Annotated in this window: 16 protein-coding genes; 5 read left to right on the top strand and 11 right to left on the bottom strand. The window is 33.6% G+C overall.

Annotation, left to right across the window (positions count from 1 at the left end; all coding sequences use genetic code 11):
* Positions 1-155: 155 nt before the first annotated feature.
* The 5 genes from ispE to Q0L29_RS06060 all read right to left on the bottom strand — a co-directional run bounded on the left by ispE (position 156) and on the right by Q0L29_RS06060 (position 5915).
* Complete coding sequence (gene ispE, locus Q0L29_RS06080; protein ID WP_296619958.1) at positions 156-947, bottom strand: 4-(cytidine 5'-diphospho)-2-C-methyl-D-erythritol kinase; 792 nt, start codon at positions 945-947, stop codon at positions 156-158.
* Between the two features lie 80 nt (positions 948-1027).
* Positions 1028-1837, bottom strand: coding sequence for an SDR family oxidoreductase (locus Q0L29_RS06075; RefSeq protein WP_296619957.1), 810 nt, complete (start codon positions 1835-1837; stop codon positions 1028-1030).
* A gap of 110 nt (positions 1838-1947) precedes the next feature.
* Positions 1948-2868: a mechanosensitive ion channel domain-containing protein gene (locus tag Q0L29_RS06070; RefSeq protein WP_296619955.1), complete on the bottom strand. Its 921-nt coding sequence runs from the start codon at positions 2866-2868 to the stop codon at positions 1948-1950.
* Positions 2869-2948: 80 nt separating this feature from the next.
* Positions 2949-4142: an L-2-hydroxyglutarate oxidase gene (gene lhgO, locus Q0L29_RS06065; RefSeq protein ID WP_296619954.1), complete on the bottom strand. Its 1194-nt coding sequence runs from the start codon at positions 4140-4142 to the stop codon at positions 2949-2951.
* Positions 4143-4436: 294 nt separating this feature from the next.
* On the bottom strand, positions 4437-5915 hold the full coding sequence (locus Q0L29_RS06060) for a carboxypeptidase (RefSeq protein WP_296619953.1): 1479 nt from the start codon (positions 5913-5915) through the stop codon (positions 4437-4439).
* A gap of 408 nt (positions 5916-6323) precedes the next feature.
* On the opposite strand from Q0L29_RS06060, the gene Q0L29_RS06055 reads away from it, so the two are divergent.
* From Q0L29_RS06055 to Q0L29_RS06035, 5 genes are all read left to right on the top strand, one after another.
* Positions 6324-7544 (top strand): carboxylate--amine ligase, encoded by a 1221-nt coding sequence (locus Q0L29_RS06055; protein WP_296619951.1) that lies wholly within the window; start codon positions 6324-6326, stop codon positions 7542-7544.
* A gap of 230 nt (positions 7545-7774) precedes the next feature.
* Entirely contained in the window at positions 7775-9769 is a 1995-nt protein-coding gene (locus Q0L29_RS06050; RefSeq protein WP_296619949.1) for a hypothetical protein, read from the top strand.
* Positions 9763-10920, top strand: a complete 1158-nt coding sequence (alr, locus tag Q0L29_RS06045; RefSeq protein WP_296619948.1) for an alanine racemase — start codon at positions 9763-9765, stop codon at positions 10918-10920. Before Q0L29_RS06050 ends, alr begins: the two co-directional genes overlap by 7 nt.
* 18 nt (positions 10921-10938) lie before the next feature.
* Complete coding sequence (locus tag Q0L29_RS06040) at positions 10939-11724, top strand: hypothetical protein (RefSeq protein WP_296619946.1); 786 nt, start codon at positions 10939-10941, stop codon at positions 11722-11724.
* Between the two features lie 81 nt (positions 11725-11805).
* Positions 11806-12054, top strand: a complete 249-nt coding sequence (locus Q0L29_RS06035; protein WP_296619944.1) for a hypothetical protein — start codon at positions 11806-11808, stop codon at positions 12052-12054.
* Positions 12055-12118: 64 nt separating this feature from the next.
* Here the strand turns inward: Q0L29_RS06035 and Q0L29_RS06030 are convergent, their stop codons facing one another.
* From Q0L29_RS06030 to Q0L29_RS06005, 6 genes are all read right to left on the bottom strand, one after another.
* On the bottom strand, positions 12119-13480 hold the full coding sequence (locus Q0L29_RS06030; protein WP_296619941.1) for a transglutaminase-like domain-containing protein: 1362 nt from the start codon (positions 13478-13480) through the stop codon (positions 12119-12121).
* A 95-nt stretch (positions 13481-13575) separates the two neighbouring features.
* On the bottom strand, positions 13576-13947 hold the full coding sequence (locus tag Q0L29_RS06025) for a PIN domain-containing protein (RefSeq protein WP_296619939.1): 372 nt from the start codon (positions 13945-13947) through the stop codon (positions 13576-13578).
* A complete protein-coding gene (locus Q0L29_RS06020) occupies positions 13944-14159 on the bottom strand; it encodes a DUF2191 domain-containing protein (protein WP_296619937.1) in 216 nt (71 codons plus the stop codon). Before Q0L29_RS06020 ends, Q0L29_RS06025 begins: the two co-directional genes overlap by 4 nt.
* A gap of 73 nt (positions 14160-14232) precedes the next feature.
* Positions 14233-16554, bottom strand: coding sequence for a GAF domain-containing protein (locus Q0L29_RS06015; RefSeq protein WP_296619935.1), 2322 nt, complete (start codon positions 16552-16554; stop codon positions 14233-14235).
* Positions 16555-16593: 39 nt separating this feature from the next.
* Positions 16594-16971 carry a hypothetical protein gene (locus Q0L29_RS06010; protein ID WP_296619934.1) on the bottom strand — a complete coding sequence of 126 codons (378 nt, stop codon included), beginning with the start codon at positions 16969-16971 and terminating at the stop codon, positions 16594-16596.
* Positions 16968-18212, bottom strand: a complete 1245-nt coding sequence (locus Q0L29_RS06005) for a sterol desaturase family protein (protein WP_296619933.1) — start codon at positions 18210-18212, stop codon at positions 16968-16970. Before Q0L29_RS06005 ends, Q0L29_RS06010 begins: the two co-directional genes overlap by 4 nt.
* Positions 18213-18274 lie beyond the last annotated feature (62 nt).

Below are 18274 nucleotides of genomic sequence, written 5' to 3'. Positions count from 1 at the left end.
TTTCCTATCCCACCTCTAAACAGCGATTTTCTTCCTAAAAATTCCTTACAATAGCCCGCTATTGCTTCAGAATTTTTAGTTGAAACTCACTATTTACAGGCGTTCTGAATCCTAAATTAGAATCGAACTCAGGTTATTAGGTTAATATCCAAGATTTATAGACTTAGTATTGAATCATATCTATTCTCAGGTTGTTCTTTAAAAATCCCAAAAATTGTAGATCCACTGCCAGTCATACTTGCATAGACCGCACCTGCACTATAAAAGTCATTTTTGATATTAGGTAATTGAGGATGTTTTCTGAAAATTCCTTCTTCAAAATCATTTTTTAATAACCCTTTCCAATCCTCAATAGGATACTTTTCAATGACATCTTTTACAGAAATCTCAGATCTTTTAGGATTTACTCCACTGTATGCTTCTGCAGTACTGATATGAATATTAGGATAAACTAAGGCTAAATAATATCCAGATAAATCCAGCTTAGTGTTTTTAAATAGTTCACCTCTACCGCTGACTAATTTGACTTTGTTTTCGATAAAAAATGGGCAATCACTGCCTAATTGTAAAGCATAAGCTTCTAATTTCTTAACAGAGATATGCAATTTAAAATATTCATTAAGCAAAGTTAGCATAAATGCACCATCAGCAGAACCACCGCCCATCCCAGCACCCATTGGAATGTTTTTATGTAGGATTACATCTACAGTGGGTAAATTAAAATCAGCTTTAATTAATTGATAAGCCTTAAGTACTAAGTTATCATTAGAGTCCCCTGGTATTTCTAAACCCGTAGTTTCAAAATTAAATTTCTCAGAGGGAATAATTTCCAATGCATCTCTCAGTGGGATGGGATAGAAGCAGGATTCAATATCATGGTATCCATCTGTCCGCTTGGTAGTTATATTAAGCCCTAGATTGATTTTAGCATTGGGGAATTTCAGCATAGGAAAGTTATTGAATAAAAAACCTTCCAGCTTGTATAAGTCTGGAAGGTTTGATAGTTAAAATTATCCTGCAAGGATTTTTATTTCATTTCTTCTATTAATTCCTCTGAAATACCAGTAAAAGAGTAGCCACCATCGTGAAATAAATTCTGCATAGTTACTTTTTTAGTGAAGTCAGAGAACATCATAATGATATAATCAGCACATTCTTCAGCTGTGGCGTTTCCTAAAGGAGACATTTTTTCAGCAAATTTATAGAAAGAATCAAAACCATCAATTCCTGACCCAGCCGTAGTTGGAGTAGGAGATTGAGAAATAGTGTTAACTCTCACTTGTTTGGTTTTACCGAATCTGTAGCCATAGCTTCTCGCAATGGATTCCAATAATGCTTTTGCATCGGCCATATCATTGTAAAATGGATAAGTACGTTGGGCTGCGATATAAGATAAACCTAAAATGGAACCATATTGATTCATTACGTCCATTTTATCTGCCGTTTGCATCATTTTGTGAAAAGATACAGCTGAAATATCATAAGTCTTTTGTAACCAATCATAGTTCAAATCATGGTAAGCTTTTCCTTTTCTCACATTCGGGCTCATGCCGATAGAGTGTAAAAGAAAATCGAAATTACCACCTAATATTTCTTTTGATTCCGTATATAATTTAGTGATATCATCAACTGAAGTAGCATCAGCAGGAATCACCTCAGTATTGCATTCTTTAGCTAATTCCTGAATTCCGCCCATTCTTAAGGCAACTGGAGCATTGGTCAAAACAAATTTTGCGCCTTGCTCTTTTGCTTTTAAAGCTACTTTCCAGGCAATAGAGTTTTCATCTAAAGCTCCTGTGATAATTCCTTTTTTTCCTGCTAATAAGTTATTTGACATAGTTTTCTGTATTGTGTGTTTAGGCAAAAATATAAATTTATTATGATTATGGCATAAGGATTTAGAATATAGTGATCCAAATGCCTTAGATAAGACTGCGCATTCAAAATTTATTTGTTTTTAGTCCCTTCTTTTCCCTCAGTGTGATTGTAATAAATTCTTTGTGTAGGATATGCAAAATCTATATCTTCATGCTTTGCGATAATATCTAATATTTCTTCCCATACATTATTTTCTGTAACTCTTCGTTTCTTTGGCTCTGAGAGAAATCTAATAGTTAATTCGACCCCACTATCTTTAACTGAGGTATATACAATAGGAGTAAGGTTGCTATAGAAGATCATAAATTGTTTTGAGGCTTGTAAAAGCTTTCTTTTTGCGCTAAAAGACAATTCTTCTGCATGATTCTGAATTATTTTTTCTAGTAACTCTTTAGCTTTTCTCCAATTGCTTTCAAATGTTAACAAAACGGGCATTTCTATCCATATATGGCTAAATCCCTGATTATAATTGGCCTGACTTACTCTAAAAACTTTCCCATTAGGAATATGAATTATTCTACCTGTACTTTGGTCTGCACCTACCCAATTTCCAATTTCATTAATCGTAAATTGAAAAAAACGAATATCAATCACATCACCGGCAACATCTGCAATTTCTATTCGATCTCCAACTTCAAAAGGCTTACGAATCACAATAAATAACCATGCTGCAAGATTCACTATGGGAACCTGTAATGCAATGGCTAAACCCGCACTTACCAGACCTAAAAATGTACCAATTGAATCTATCTTATCAATCCAGATATTAAGTAAAATGATAAGCAATAAAATGTAGTAAATATTTTTTACCCCATTTTTCCACAAGTATCGGACTTTTGGTTCTTTAAAATTTTTAAAGACCAACTTAAGAGCAGAAAATCTTAGAATGACCAAGACAACTATACTGACTAAGCTGTAAAAAATTTTAGTTTGAATATCAGGGCTGATATTCCAATATTCTTGAAAATATGAAATGATTTCTTCTATCATAGTGCAATATATAAAAATGAAAGTCTTCTGACAGGCCTCACGAAGTCAATATTTATCCATACAAAGATTTATCAGTAGCTCTAAAACCTCTTCACTGCTAAATCACTCACATGATCACCGATGGATAAAGAAGAAGTAGCAGCTGGCGAAGGAGCATTGCAGACATTAATCGCATTGCTTTCTTCCAATATCAAGAAATCGTCTATCAGTCCTCCGTTTCTATCACATGCCTGCGCTCTTACACCAGCGCCACCTGGCGTTAAGTCATTTTCTGTAATATCTGGTAATAGTTTCTGTAATGCTGTAGTAAAAGCTGATTTGGAAAATGAACGATACATTTCTCCAAAACCTGTTTTCCAGTATTTAGCTGCTACCTTTTGAAATCCCGGCCAGGCTAAGGATTCGCCCAACTCAACTAGATTAAACATTGATTTGCGGTAACCTTCACGTTTAAAAGCCAAAACTGCGTTAGGGCCAGCTTCTATACCTCCATTGATCATTCTGGTGAAATGAACACCTAAAAAAGGAAAATTAGGATCAGGAACTGGATAGACTAAGTTCTTGATTAAATACTGTTTTTCAGGTTTAATCATAAAATACTCGCCACGGAAAGGAATGATTTTTAAATCAAGCTTTTCTGAAGTTAATTTGGCGATCTTATCAGAATATAAGCCTGCGCAATTCACTACTAATTTTGTATCAAATTTATCTTTATTGGTGATGATAGTGGTAACTCCATTCTTTTCCTGAATATCGATTACTTTCTGTCCTATAGAAATTTCTCCCCCTAATTCTTGAAATATTTCAGCATATTTTAGTGAAACGGCAGTATAATCGATGATTCCTGTTTGAGGAACATGAATCCCTGCTATGCCATTTACATAGGGCTCATGCTCTTTTACCTCTTCTTTTGTAAGTCTTTTTAGGTTTTGAAGACCATTTTGCGCACCTCTTTCTTCAATCATGGAAAGGGTAGAGAGCTCACTTTTATCTGTAGCTACAATTACTTTACCACATAATTCATAAGGAACTCCTTCTTTATCGCAAAATTTTAATAATTGATTATAACCATCAATGCAGTTTTTGGCTTTAAGACTACCTGGTTTGTAATAAACGCCAGAGTGGATTACACCACTGTTATTGCCAGTTTGGTGTTGAGCTAATTTATCTTCTTTCTCTAATAAAAGGACTGAAAGTTTAGCATTCTTCTGTTTGATTTTCAAAGCAGTAGCCAAACCTAATATTCCACCGCCAATTATGATGATATCTTGCATTTTATTTTAGATAAAAGAAGCCAAGAATACGGATTCATGACTAAAGGATTTTTATTTTAATTAATGATTACAGCAAAGCTACATTTCAATGGATAAATACACTAAATAAATTTAAAACTTATTTAAAATAGTAGGAAGGTTTGAATTTAAAATTACCAACTCAGATCAAAAAAAGCTTTTGAGGAAACTGGAAAAAAAGAAGAGGACTTTTTAAGCGAATTTAGTAGTTGCTTAAAAAAGGGTGGTAGAATATTACTGCCCAGCTTCACCTCTAACTGGGCAGTAATAAGTTACCTAATATTTTGCAGGTGTTCCTGCAGTAGGAAGGCTTTTTTCAATGAATTTCCTTATGTCCTCATTAGAAGTAGCTAAATCTTCAGCTCTTAAATACATCATATGCCCACTTCTATAACCTTTAAATGAAAATCTGTCTTTCATTTTACCACTAGGGTCGATATGCCACATGGTATACTTAGCATTGAAGTAAGTAGTCGCCCCATCAAAATAGCCACTTTGCACCATCGTATGCAAATATGGGTTTTGTGCCATGGCTTGTCTCAAATTCTCCCCAGTATTATCATCACTGTTATCCCAGGGACGAACAGGGCCAAACATATTGTATTTGATGTCTGTTTTATAATCAAGGAAGTTGCGGAAGTAATAATTGATAGCTGGAGTAAAAGAATGTAACCATGAAGTTAATTCTGAATTAAAATCTGGTCTTGTTCCTGCATCCATTTTGTCAATTCCTTTATATCGAGAATCTAATCTACCAATTGTAAACCCTTCTTCTCTTAATAGTTCTTTCCAAAAAAAGGAGGTTGGAACATCCATATTATGTTGTGAGATGACTTTTTCAGATAAACCTGAATATTTACTAAAATTTTGAATTGCCTTTTTCTGTTCATCGTCTGTTATCCATGCACCTTTTGCTAATGCTGGTAAAAGATGATTAATCGTATAAGCTTCTGATTCTTCTAAGACCTCAACTAAATCTTTTGCTTGCAAATCTGCAGGCAGTTTTTCATGGTACCATGCAGCTGCAGTGAAGTATGGCAAGCGATTAGCTGATTCCACTGCACCTGAGCGTTCAATTCCTAAGCCAGTAGGAGAAACCAAAATCACCCCGTTCAAATACATCCATTGACTATTTTGCAACTCTAAAGCCAAACCTGAAACCCGAGTGGTTCCATAACTTTCACCTATCAGGTATTTTGGTGAATTCCATCGATTTACTCTGGTGACAAAAGTATTTAGCCATTCTGCTAAGTATTCAATATCCTGATTCACTCCAAAAAAGTTTTCTTTTTTAGCTTCAGGATCCAAAATTCTTGAATATCCTGTATTAATTGGGTTGACGTAAACAATATCTGCAACATCTAAAATAGAATGTGGATTGTCTTTTACTCCATAGGGCTGGATTGGAAATCCCTCTTTATCGATTCTTAAAATTTTAGGACCAGTATAGGCCAAATGCATCCATACCGAAGCTGATCCGGGTCCTCCGTTAAAAGATATAACCAAAGGCCTTCTTTCTCTATTGGAAATGTCTGATCGTTTATAGTAAGTATAATGAACAGCTGCAATGGGTTTTCCTTCTTGGTTCCATACTGGTTCAGTACCTGTCTGAGCAGTATAAGATATTTTTTTTCCTTTTATGCTCACCTGATGGGTCGTGACAACCTCTTTTTCAGCTTCTATTTTTCTTTCCTGTGAATAGGATTGGTGATTTACCATTAAGCCAATCACTAATAGTATTATAACTTTTCTCATTGTTTAAATTTTTTCTTTAAATTAAGTTAGTCTGTTTTCCCGAATAATTTAAGTACTTTATTTTAGAAGAACTTATAGCTTTATGAATGGTAGTTTAGACAATAGACAATAGACAATAGACAATTGTCTATCCCTAAATATGACAAGCTAATTCACAACTATATTTCCGTTTCTATCCAATTTTTCTGGTTTTTGCTATTTCTTGATCTGTGGTACTAACTTATTTTTCTCTCTTGATTATTAAGGGGGCACCATCTGAATTTCCCTTCATATTGCACTACTATAAGCTTCAAATGTGTAAATTGCAACCTTGTCATATTTATAGATAACATAGTAATATATCGGACTTGGTAATTTTATAGTTAATATAAGTGAATTACAAAACTTTTAAACTAAACTATAATAACTATGGCAAATTGTTTTGCACTAATGGGTTGGAGTTTACCCGTGATCGAGAGTATGCAAAAACTCAATAAACCTTATGTAGTGGTATCATTTCCTGATTTTGAGGATTATGCTAAAGAGCATGATATCCCTTTTGTTGCTTACCAATTTGATGAATGGAGTGATACTTCCAACTCTATAGATTTGCATGAAAAATTAAAACCTTTTAATGCAGATGTAGCGGTTCCGCTATTTGAAGAAACTGTGGAATGGGCTGGAGCATTAAATTCTATCTACAGAGATGATCCTCGTGTATTAAACCGTGCTTTTCTATTTAGAAACAAAGCCATGATGAAGCGAAAAGCTTTAATTGGTGGTTTACGTGTAGGTTTATTTGAAGAGGTTTATAACAAAGAAGGTGTGAAAGCCTTTATGAAAAGATTAAATCAGGCTAACCTCCAGGTAGACGGAGAAGAAGATAGCTGGGTTCATATTAAACCATTTGCATCAGCTGGTACTGTTGGACACCGACTGTTGCGTACAATGGATGATGTTGAACAGAAATGCCAAGAGGATGACTTTCCTTGTTTGGCAGAAAGCCATTTACCCGGAACTGAATTTTCATGTGAAGCCTTTATTCACAAAGGAAAAATTCGATTCTTAAATATTACTGAATACGTGAAATTGGGCTATTCTAATTTTATACCTGAAGGTAACCTATTGAATTCCAAGCGTGATAAAATCATGAAGGAAATGCAGAAATTGGTTGATTTATTCGGTATAGAATATGGGATGATTCACCCAGAGTGGTTCTTAACAGAAGATGATACCTTAAGTTTTGGAGAGGTAGCTTGCAGAATTCCAGGTGGTCATATTTTGGAATTAGCAGGGAAGGCTTATGATTTTGATGCATTAGGTGCGTTTGTTTTAATGCATGACCCTAATTTATCAGAAGAAGAAATACAAGAAATATTGCCTGGTCCAGATGCAAGACCTAAGAATTTCTATGGTAATGTGATGATTTATCCTCATAAAAATTCTATTTCAAAACTAGAAATTCCTGAGGAACTGAAAGAAGAACCATATTTCTTAGATCATAATTTGATTCCGCCTATGACTACACAAAAAATTAGTGATAGAGCTGGATTTGGAAACCATTTTGGTACAGTAAACTTTAAAGGTGAAGATCCTGATAGAATGACTGAATTGTTATTACATTATGAAAATGTAGATTTCTATCATTAATCTTTTATATTAAGCAGTAATAAATACAAGTTTATACTTGTATATAATCATGATAAACTGACGCAAGCTTCTCTATTGCGTCCAGTAATATTGAAAATTAGCGCAAGCATTAGTTTGTGCTAATTTTTATTAATTTTCATATTCTAAGCATTTTTAATGCTTTCTTGAATATTATTAACGCTTGTCATTTTTTAAATTTGACAATGAATCTTATAAATTTTTAGAATCCCATGGGGAATCAAACAATAATTGATAATAGTAATCAAAAGCTTAAAGAGCTCATAGAAGAATTTTCTGCAGCTACTTCTTTAACTAGACCAGAAAAAGCTAATAGACTGATGGGGCAGATAGATATTCTGAGTGATTCAGTTGAGGGATTAGGTCTAATTTATGCAGCAATAGAAGATTTATCTGAAGGAGGAATTTTTAATGAATCGCCTTGGTCAGATCCTTCTAAATTAGTCGCAAGACTGGTGAATGGTACTTTGAAAAGTGGCCATCCTAATTCTACTATTGAGCTCCTAAGTGAACTACGGTTACTGGCAATTGCAAAAGGAGACTACAAAACTGATGTAATTTCTGCGAAAGAGGCAGAAGTTTATATACAAGAGGTTTTGGTGTCTAATCTTGAATTTGTATTCAACGAACCAGTTGAAGAAACTCGCTTAACTATGAGTGAGCATGAGCTGGGTAAAGTTCATAATCTATTCAAATTTATTTCAGACCAGATTCATTTAGATGATGTTAAAGGGACACTAGCTGAGGAATTGACCTTAATTTGTGAGCAAAGACCGGTGGTAACTGAAAAGCAAAGAAAAATCATTGCTTTAGTTAAGGAAAAGATTGAATTAGACCCCAATAAAGAAAGTGATCAAAAGTTACTAAGCTTTCAACGAAGTATATATAGACCTACTCAGCGCACAGCAGATGTAAAAGTTGAAGAATATGAATCTGTACTAGGTAAATTAAATAATACAGAAATTTATCTTGAGGCACAAGAAATGGGTGAATCCATGTTGAGATATGGTTTAGTAAGTCAATTTCATGCTGTCCTTTTGAAATTTCTAATTGTAAAAGAATATTTCCAAACAGTTCCAGTTTGTCTTGGATTATCTCCAATTGGGGAAACAAGGTGGAATGAGCATGTAGATTATCTTTCTAAACTTATTCTTAAAACTGTGCATATTTATAATGCTCAATGCATTTACGGATTGGCAAAGATGTTAGAAAATGGAATCATTGCCAGGGAGGCCGTTCGTTCAGGATTATCCAATATAGGAGAAATTAAAATTCATCCTGAGGTTGAAGCTAGGATCTTGAAATCAACAACTAATCCTCATCAATCAGTAAGTGCTCGGCAATATTTAATCGGGGCACTTTTCAGAATATTAGGACAACCACTTGGAGTAGGTCAAGGAAATAATCCGACTTGTCAAAGTGCAAGAGGAATTAGTATGTGGAGTCAACATGCCCCTGCAAAATTGATTAATATCGTGCAGACAGCCGCAGTCACTAATGATATTACTTTCCGTTTTGAAGGTCAGGAAATCAAGGCTTCTGTAACTGGACAAGGCTTGGTGCAAACACTAGATTATAACTTAGATGCTGTTTCTGTTACGCTAGTCCCAATGTTGGATAGAGTTTATAATGAGATGATGCTACGTGGTTCAGGAAGAGCAGAGGATCCGCACAAATGGGTTAATCCTGCCTTATATGGACAATGGATTCAGATTGGATTTGCTTCTGCTTATGATTATTTTTCTAATGCGATTGTTGATTTTGATGGCTTTGTAAAAGTATTTTATGCGATGTGTCATCCTGAATATAATGGTAACCATAGGTTGATTTATCCAAACCCTGTTGGTATTTTCATCACTAGTTCAAAAGGAGAAATGCTTGGTTTTCATGCAATTTCACTATTGAGAGTTGATAAAGATCCATCAGATGAGTATAGGGCTTATTTCTTAAATCCTAATAATGAGGGAAGACAGGATTGGGGACAAAATATAAAACCTTCAGTTTTTGGAAACGGAGAGAATCATGGTGAATCATCATTGCCTTTACATGAATTTGCTGCACGAACTTATGCATTCCATTTTAATGATCTGGAGGCAGCAGATAAGGTAGATAATGTACCGCTTAGTGAAGTTGAAAAAGTTAAAACATTAGCAAAAGATAGCTGGGGGAAAGCTTATACCTGGCTGGAAACAAAGAAAAAATGGTAAAACACTCTTCGAGAATAGAGCTGAAACAATCGGCATTAAAAGCAAATGTTAAATTTATTAAAAAGAAAATAGGAAAGAAAGCGATTCTTTCCTCAGTAGTGAAAGCCAATGCCTATGGTCATGGCATTGAGTCTTTCGTACCCATGGCGGAAAAGTGTGGAGTACATCATTTTTCTGTTGCTTCTTCTTTTGAAGCAGAGGAAGTGCTTAATGCTTGTAATGAAAAAAGCCAAATTATGATTATGGGGATTATCTATGAGGAAGATATCCCTTGGGCAATTGAGAATAATATTGAATTTTTCGTTTACAATTACGACCGATTGCCTATAACGCTGGAAGCAGCCAAAAAAGTAGGTAAAACCGCTAAAGTTCATATTGAAGTGGAAACGGGAGCCAATAGAACGGGTATGCCCGCTGAAGAATTTCCTAAGGCCCTTAATTTTTTAAAGAAAAATAAAGAGCATATCGTATTTCAAGGATTATGTACACATTTCGGAGGGGCAGAAAGTTTAAGTAATCAATTTAAAATTGATAGACAAAAAGCCAAATACAAAGAATTCCTGAAAATTTGCAAAGACAAAAAGTTTGAACCTAATATCAGACACATAGCTTGTTCTGCAGCAGCCTTAGCTATGCCAGATACAGTTTATGATTTAGTAAGGGTAGGAGTAGCTCAATATGGATTCTGGCCAAGCCCTGATATTTATTATCATCATTTGTCGGAGACTGATAAAAAGTCGGATGGAGCACTAAAGAGAATTTTTAGTTGGAAAACGGATATTATGGATATTAGAGATGTCCCCGAAGGTGACTTTATTGGATATGGAACAGCTTTTCAGGCCAGCCACAAAATGAAAATTGCAGTAATGCCATTGGGATATTCCAATGGATATCCTAGAGCACTTTCCAATAGAGGATATGTATTGATAGCTGGAAAAAAGGCACCTATAGTAGGATTAATCAATATGAATCTGTTTATGGTGGATATCACGAATATTCCAGAAGCAAAAGTTGGTGATGAAGTAGTTTTAATTGGAAGACAGAAAAATAATGTTATTAATGTGAGCAGCTTTACAAATACTACTCAATTATTGAATAATGAAATGTTGAGTAGATTACCTTCTGCTATTCCAAGAACTATTGTGAAATAAAAACAAATCAGATTAGAAATGAATTTTACAAAACAAGAACAGACCATTATTCAAGAGCTTGAAAAAAGGGCAGGGGATGTTTTGTTTATGCAGGATATTGCACCCTACTTCATTTCTAATAGCTGTTTGCAAATTTCAACCTATACGCAGACTGCTTATATTCAGGTAGGCGATAATATGCAAAATGCCCTATCTGAGTATTTTCAATTAATCGTATTTATAAAGAAGCTAGAGCAAAATGGAGCATGTTTTTCTATTCCTTATACCCCATTAAAAGATAATTTAGTTCAAATCGGAAATGCTGAATTTGAAGATTATCAGCAGCATACTATTGCTGATGGAGATTTATTAATTCAATTGTTCCAGTATACAGGGAAAAAGTATGTAATGGCTCCAAATGCTTCTGATCAATTTAATAATCCTGTTGCCCCAACTCCAATTGCAAAACAGAATAAAGTAAACTTCATTATTCCGAGTTTTATTCTATTGCTTTTATTTTTGTTTATAGGTGTTATAGGTTATCAAGCTTATGAAGATAATAATAAGTTGAAGTTGAAACAGGAAGCTATATTGGCTAATTTAAAACAACAGACACAAAACATTGAATTACTTAGTACTCAGATTCAAAGCCAAGGAAAGTTGCAAAAAGAAATACAGACCCATATTCAGGAGGAATTTATGCTAATAAATTCTTCCTTAGAAGAACAGAATAAAAGCTTGCGAAATATTAATTATTGGAGTCGAAAACAATTTAATCAATTAGAAAAATGGATCATATCTATAGGGAAAGATTCAATTGAATAAATATTTTATTCCCAATCCAATTGATTTAAAATCTTATTTTCTTAACTTTCATTTGAATTAATCATAACCAATTAACTAACTATGAAAATTTTACAAAAAATCAAATCCCTAAGTCTTGTTGCATTAGCAGCAGTTTTCTTTTTATCAGCTACATTAATTTCGTGTGGTGATGGTAATAAAGATGCTTCTTCAGAAGATGAATCAACAGAAGGAGTAATTATGGAAGAGGAAATGGACAGCACAATGCATGAAGAGCATCCTGAAGGAGAAGAGCATCCTGAAGGAGAAGAGCATCCTACAGAGGGTGGAGATGAGCATCCTGCTAACTAAATCCAAAAGTATCATTAAACTAAAAACCATGAATTCTGAAATTCATGGTTTTTTTTATTTAAAGTTAAATCTCCTGATTAATAATTCTTTGAAAGCTAAACTTGGCATTGCTTACTTTACTTTTTCCATCCACTTCAAAAATTGGATAAGCCATAAATTTTACGGAGTTAGATTGAGGAGAGGGTTCAAATCTTAAGTCTCTTCCTTTAGTAAACTCAATTCTATTGGCAGGGTGTCTACCAAAATAATAGGTTGCCAGGGCAGTGTATTTATTACCTTCACTAATGTCAACAGGCCACCATTTATCTTCTGCATAAAATTCCGCCCAACAATGATAGCCATCTATTCCACCTTCATTTCTATCAGAAGGAATTGCTGCTCCTATAGCGAAACGTGTAGGAATATTAGCTGTTCTTGCTAGTGAAATAAATAGAGAATGAAATTCCGTACAATTTCCTGTCTTGGAATCACAAGCATAAACAGCATCCCCTGTTCCGTATTTTTCATTTTTTGCATAGCGCATATTGTCTATTATATAATCATAAATAGCTCTGGCCTGGATGAGTTTACTATCATTTTCTTTTCCTTCTGTAGCTTCTGCCACAATTTCTTTAAATCGTTCATTTCCAACGGGCATTAATATATTTCCACTTAAATATTTTGCTAAATCTGGATTCCTTTCCGAATAAGCACCTTTCTCTTTTCTTTTAACATGATAAGTGATTTTTAATGGCTTATTGCTGTGCTCACTATTAAGGCTTAGAAATAATATTTTATTTCCATATTCTACCTCTTTTAGCATTTTATCTTCACCTTGAATTTCCATACTTAAAATTTCAATATCCTGAAATTTATCTGATTGAGCGATTGGAATCCAAACCTTGGCTTCATTTTGAATTTCAGGTAATGTGGTTTCGTAATAAAATTCGAATTCATCTTTCCCTTCTATGACGCCCAATAATTCATTCGATGCTGATTCAATTGGCACTCTATGCCATGTTTTATCTTCTTTTTGTTTCCAGCTGTAAAATGGCTTTCCGTTTAATTTATGAACGGTGGTTTCCGTAACATCCATGGCACCTGATTTTCCTTCCATGAAAAAATCTACATCATATACATCTCCGTTTTCATCTGCTAAATCAACACAAGCAAAATGTCTATTGGGACCCAAATTGGAAAGGTATTCTGTATGAACACGAACAAGTTTTAGCCTCAATTCTTTATTTTCATCTTTTATATGAAAATAGCCATCGGCCTGTTTAGTCTTTTTATCAATATAATTTTTAATTCCTGATTCTATATCTGCTACATCAACTTTAGGGATTGAATTTGAAGTCTCATTTTTTGTACTTTCTTTCTTTTCGCCAGATTGGCAAGCGACTAAGAAGATAGATAAGAGGAATAGGAAGGTAGTGTTTTTAAACATAGTATATGAATTCAATAATATTTTACACAAATTTTTAATTAATTAGAAACTTACAAATGTTTAATCTGTTTTCTAATGTGTTTGGCTAAGAGTATTTATTTGTTTTCTATTATATCAATTGCTTCATTCAATTTTTTATCTAAACTCCAGAGTGCATAATCATTTGTTAAGGCAGCTGCCAGAATATAAGTATCGATTAAACCCACACCCGCATTATAAAGTTTAAATTCATTGGAAAGTTTACCGGCTTCAATAAATAATTCCTCTTCATTGACTTTAGGTAAACTCTTCCAGAAACCAGTAATGATTTCATATTCTCTTTTGTTTTTCACTCCTTGCAATAACTCACCAAAAATAGCACTTATGGCTACCACATGTTTTTCTCTAAGATATTGAGGTAAGACATTTCGATAATGTTCATTTCCTTTCAAATACTCAATCCAAATTGAGGTGTCAACAATAATCATCTATTGCGGTTGATTTTTCGAATACCGTAGGCAGTAAAACTTTCATTTAAAACTAAAGGCTTTTCATTTACCTGATCAATAAGGTCGTCTACTTTTTTTTCATTTAGGTATTCAGTTAGGGCTATAATTAAACTTTCAGTGATATTTTTACCACCACTTTTAGCCTTTACTTTTTCTATTAATTCATCTGGTATTAAGGCTGTAACTTTCATAATGCTTTAAATTTTGATTTACATTCAAATATACGATATTATATCGTATACTAAAATCGCCATTTAATATTGATTATTTTTTGCCTTTAAGTTTTTCTAATTCTTTCTGAAGTTTTTCCTTTTCTTCTTGTGCTTTTACAAGTTCCGTAATGTCTTTGGAAACAGTAGAAACCCCTATAACTTCATCTTTATCGTTTAAAATAGGTTCGCATCTTGTTTCGATAGTTAAATTTCCACTTTGCAGCTCTCTAACTTCTTCAATTTTCAATTTCTCACCAGCTAAAGCTTTATCATATCTAGCTTTCCATTTTTCCAATTGTTCTTTTGGTAAAATACTTAGAATACTTAAACCTGGTTTAAGATCAACTCCTGATTGTTTGAATCGATTTTTTAAAACATCATTTACAACTAGAATCTCATAATTGGTATTGATTGCGAAATAGGTGTCTTCTGTATTGTTAATCATCCCATTTAACACAAATTCTCTTTGAGCCAGTTTTTTGGCATTTTCTTCTCTTTGTATTTCCAGTTGTTTTTCTTTAGTAATATCTCGAGAGAATACTGAAGCCCCAGTTATTTCTCCGTCCTTTTGCTTAATAGGATGGATGTCATAGTGACGATAAGAATCTTCTCCTTTCACGCTACTTTTGATAGTAAACGATAGGAATTCACCTTTAAACACTCTGTCATAATAGCCTTTCCACTCATCTCTTACATCTCCCAGCATATCCAGAGCATTACTTCCTTCTTTCATTTTCTCATACTGTGTGTCTTTGTATCTATTTTTGATGACATCATTCATCAAAATAATTTCATAATCAGTATCAATTAAAATAATGGAGTCAGTGGTGTTATTGATTAACGCATTTAGATTAGCCTCTTTCTCAGCCATTTCAGTTTGAGCTCTTCCCATTTCTTCCTGGGTAGCTTCCATTTCTTCCATGTTTTGACGCATTTCTTCTTCTTGGGACCTCATCTGCTCAGTCATTTCCTGAGATTCCATCAAGAGTTTTTTGGTGCGCTCATTTGTTTTTGCATTGGCAATAGTTGAGGCAATATTTTCACCTAGTTTTTCAACGAACTCTATTTTATATTCAGGAATATCTTGTATGGAGGCGATTTCCACAACACCTTTTATCTCCTCATTTATTTTAAGTGGTACAATTAAAACACATCTAGGAAGCGTTTCACCAAGGCCAGATTTAATTTCCACAAAATCTTCAGGTACTTCAGTTAGATATATTCTATCACCTTCCTGAACTGATTGTCCAACCAAACCTTCACCTATGGCAATTTCTTTTTTAATTCTTTTTCTACGCTCATATGCATAAGCTGATTCCAGAATAATTGTAGGTTGCTCATCCTTATCTTCCGGCTCTGATAATACAAATAAAGCACCTTGATTGGCTTCCATGAACTTTACTAAGTTGGAAATGATTTGGTAAGATAGTTCCTCAATATTATCATTATTGTTTCTGAGGATATCTGCAAATTTAGCCAAACCTTCGTTTACCCAACTACGCTCTTTATCTGCTTTGGCAGATTCTTTCATTTTTTCACGCATCTGTAATAGAGATGAAGCTAATGAATTATCATGGTTTTCATCCAGCCCCTTATAATCAGCATCTAATTTACCTTCGCCTATTTTAGTGGTGAAATCCGTAGCATTTTCTAAAATTTCAGCCATGGAGTTGATGTTTTGAGCAATATAGCCCAACTCATTTTTACTTTTATAGGGTATTTTTTCAGTTAAATTACCTTTCGCTAATTCTCTTGATGAAATTGAAATTTTAAATATGGGGTTAAGAATAAGGTATTTTACTATCCAGTAAATGAATGAACTTAGTATTAAAATATACAAGTAAAGAAGAATAGTATAGAACGTTTCTGCTTGTTCTTCCTTTTGATTTATTTCATAGACTAATCGCTTAATTTTAGCTTGTTCTTTGATAAAGGCATTATATCTTTTTTCAAGATTTGCTTTAGCCTCATTTACGGAAGTTTCTCCATCTTGAATACTATAAAGCGTTTCTTTCAATGGATTCCAAACAATCAATAATTCTTCAACTTTAGTTTTTAATTCATTATTGATTTTAACTTGAATTTTTTCTTCACCTATTTGTCCTCCTTTTGTATAAGCAAATAGTATTCTTTCTACTGTTCTAATATTTGAACCGATATTTTCTTTATTTTCTGAAATATATTGAGGAGCTAATGGTAAACTTATTTTATCCAAATTAGCAAGAGTATTTGTCCTAAGCAGGCTTTGTTGGTTAATACCCGTATGCATAATTACCATATAAATAGCAATTGCAAGTAGAAATATCCCAAATGCCATTGCATAGGCTAAATTTCTTATTTTCCAGTCGTAAAGTTTTCTTCTCCAATTTGCCATGATAAACAATTAATATAGCGTTAAAAAAATAATATAGTCTTATTTAACTTCCTGCACATTGAAATCAATGGCCTGGTCTAATGAGTTAAAACGAATATATAAAGCTTTTACATAACCCTCTGTGTATTGATCACAATTTTCGTTAGGGTTCAAGTAATAGATAAAAAATTTCTGGCTTCTTTCATATAATTGATGTTTGTCAGCAGTTCCTAGTAGATTAATAATTTCATTTTGAGAAAGCCCTTTAAGTTTTTCTTTTTGAGATAATAAATCATCTACTGCCTCAATTCGGTATTCCTTACAAGCATCTTTATCCTCTTTCCATTTTTTTAAATCTATGTTATTCAATTCAGGGATTTCAGTGCAAGCAATAATAAATAAAAATATAGCTAATGGAATTATCCGAGTTATCTTCATGAAATTGATTTTGTTGAAGGTTGTTTAATTGTTGAATATGATTTTTTAATAAAAATTAGTGATGCAAATGATATAATTCCATAAGCTAAAATGGCTAAGACAACAAGTGACCCAGCATTTGGAAGCAGAACAAAAGCAATTACCAGAGGTGTTAGTAGCACTCTAAACACTTCCAGACCAAACGAATATTTCTTTTCTTCTAAAATCACCCCTGCGCCTGTAACTCCTAAAATAATCAATGAGACCGTTAATACTTGTTCCCAAATATTAAAAGTATCAGCATTGAAAAGGAAGAGTGCAGTACCAGCTAAAATAATGATGTATTGAATTAAAACATATAAACTGAAAGCGCCTGAGGTTTGCTTATCGTATTTTCTATCTTTTTCTGGGTCAACTTCAGGAATAGGCATTTGTCCTCCCATTTCCTTAGGTTGCCAGCCTGGAGGGTAGAAAATATATTTGAATTTATTTTTAAATCCTTTCATTTGTTTCAAACCATGACCCATTTCAACATAATGCTGCAAGTTTACCCAAACAGGATTCCAGCTAGCCGTTTGTTTAGTGATTCCATAAGTCGGTCTTTCTTCTTCTTTCTGAAAAGTGCCAAACATTTTGTCCCAAATGATAAAAACACCAGCATGATTTTTATCTATGTATTTAGGATTTCGTCCGTGATGTACTCTGTGGTGTGATGGTGTATTGAAAATCCACTCAACAGGACCTAGTTTCCCTATAGTTTCGGTATGAATCCAAAATTGGTAAACCGTGACCAGTCCTGACATTAATACAAAGCTTAATGTATCAAAACCCAAAATAGCCAAGGGGAAGTAAAAGAAGAATGTCCAGATGATTTGAAATGAACCTTGTCTTAAGGCTACAGAGAAGTTATAATCTTCACTTTGATGATGCACAACATGTCCGCCCCAAAATAAATTGATTTCATGACTTTTTCTATGTGCCCAGTAGTAGAAGAAATCAGCTAAAATGAAAAGTAAAATGAGATTGTACCAGGTAGGAGCTATGGAGAACAAGGCAAAGTTTTCAAATACCCATTGATAAGCAGCCACGCTTAATATTTTGAAAAATATACCCGTTACCTGCTGCGTGATCCCACAGCTTATATTGGTAATGGCATCATTCAATCTGTAAATCCTATATCTTTTTACAGCCTGAATGAGTAATTCAATCCCAATAAGGGCGAAATAAATAGGGATTGATAATATAACAGGGTTAAAATCCATCTTATTCAATTTATGCTTCTAACATAGCTAATTTAAGCTTCGTTTCGAAATATAACATTTTG

Origin of the sequence: Marivirga sp. (assembly GCF_024636815.1) — a bacterium.
In the GTDB taxonomy this organism is placed as follows: Bacteria; Bacteroidota; Bacteroidia; order Cytophagales; family Cyclobacteriaceae; genus Marivirga.
The sequence above is the reverse complement of the archived record's forward strand: the minus strand, read 5'-3'. Positions and strand labels throughout refer to the sequence as shown.

Bases quoted from the DNA above. Each gene is read 5' to 3' on its own strand.
- Q0L29_RS06055 (WP_296619951.1), top strand. From the start codon at position 6,324: ATGGCAAATTGTTTTGCACTAATGGGTTGGAGTTTACCCGTGATCGAG.
- Q0L29_RS06030 (WP_296619941.1), bottom strand. From the start codon at position 13,480: ATGTTTAAAAACACTACCTTCCTATTCCTCTTATCTATCTTCTTAGTC.
- Q0L29_RS06020 (WP_296619937.1), bottom strand. From the start codon at position 14,159: ATGAAAGTTACAGCCTTAATACCAGATGAATTAATAGAAAAAGTAAAG.
- ispE (WP_296619958.1), bottom strand. From the start codon at position 947: ATGCTGAAATTCCCCAATGCTAAAATCAATCTAGGGCTTAATATAACT.
- lhgO (WP_296619954.1), bottom strand. From the start codon at position 4,142: ATGCAAGATATCATCATAATTGGCGGTGGAATATTAGGTTTGGCTACT.
- Q0L29_RS06035 (WP_296619944.1), top strand. From the start codon at position 11,806: ATGAAAATTTTACAAAAAATCAAATCCCTAAGTCTTGTTGCATTAGCA.
- Q0L29_RS06075 (WP_296619957.1), bottom strand. From the start codon at position 1,837: ATGTCAAATAACTTATTAGCAGGAAAAAAAGGAATTATCACAGGAGCT.
- Q0L29_RS06060 (WP_296619953.1), bottom strand. From the start codon at position 5,915: ATGAGAAAAGTTATAATACTATTAGTGATTGGCTTAATGGTAAATCAC.
- Q0L29_RS06015 (WP_296619935.1), bottom strand. From the start codon at position 16,554: ATGGCAAATTGGAGAAGAAAACTTTACGACTGGAAAATAAGAAATTTA.
- Q0L29_RS06040 (WP_296619946.1), top strand. From the start codon at position 10,939: ATGAATTTTACAAAACAAGAACAGACCATTATTCAAGAGCTTGAAAAA.
- Q0L29_RS06010 (WP_296619934.1), bottom strand. From the start codon at position 16,971: ATGAAGATAACTCGGATAATTCCATTAGCTATATTTTTATTTATTATT.
- Q0L29_RS06050 (WP_296619949.1), top strand. From the start codon at position 7,775: ATGGGGAATCAAACAATAATTGATAATAGTAATCAAAAGCTTAAAGAG.
- Q0L29_RS06005 (WP_296619933.1), bottom strand. From the start codon at position 18,212: ATGGATTTTAACCCTGTTATATTATCAATCCCTATTTATTTCGCCCTT.
- alr (WP_296619948.1), top strand. From the start codon at position 9,763: ATGGTAAAACACTCTTCGAGAATAGAGCTGAAACAATCGGCATTAAAA.
- Q0L29_RS06025 (WP_296619939.1), bottom strand. From the start codon at position 13,947: ATGATTATTGTTGACACCTCAATTTGGATTGAGTATTTGAAAGGAAAT.
- Q0L29_RS06070 (WP_296619955.1), bottom strand. From the start codon at position 2,868: ATGATAGAAGAAATCATTTCATATTTTCAAGAATATTGGAATATCAGC.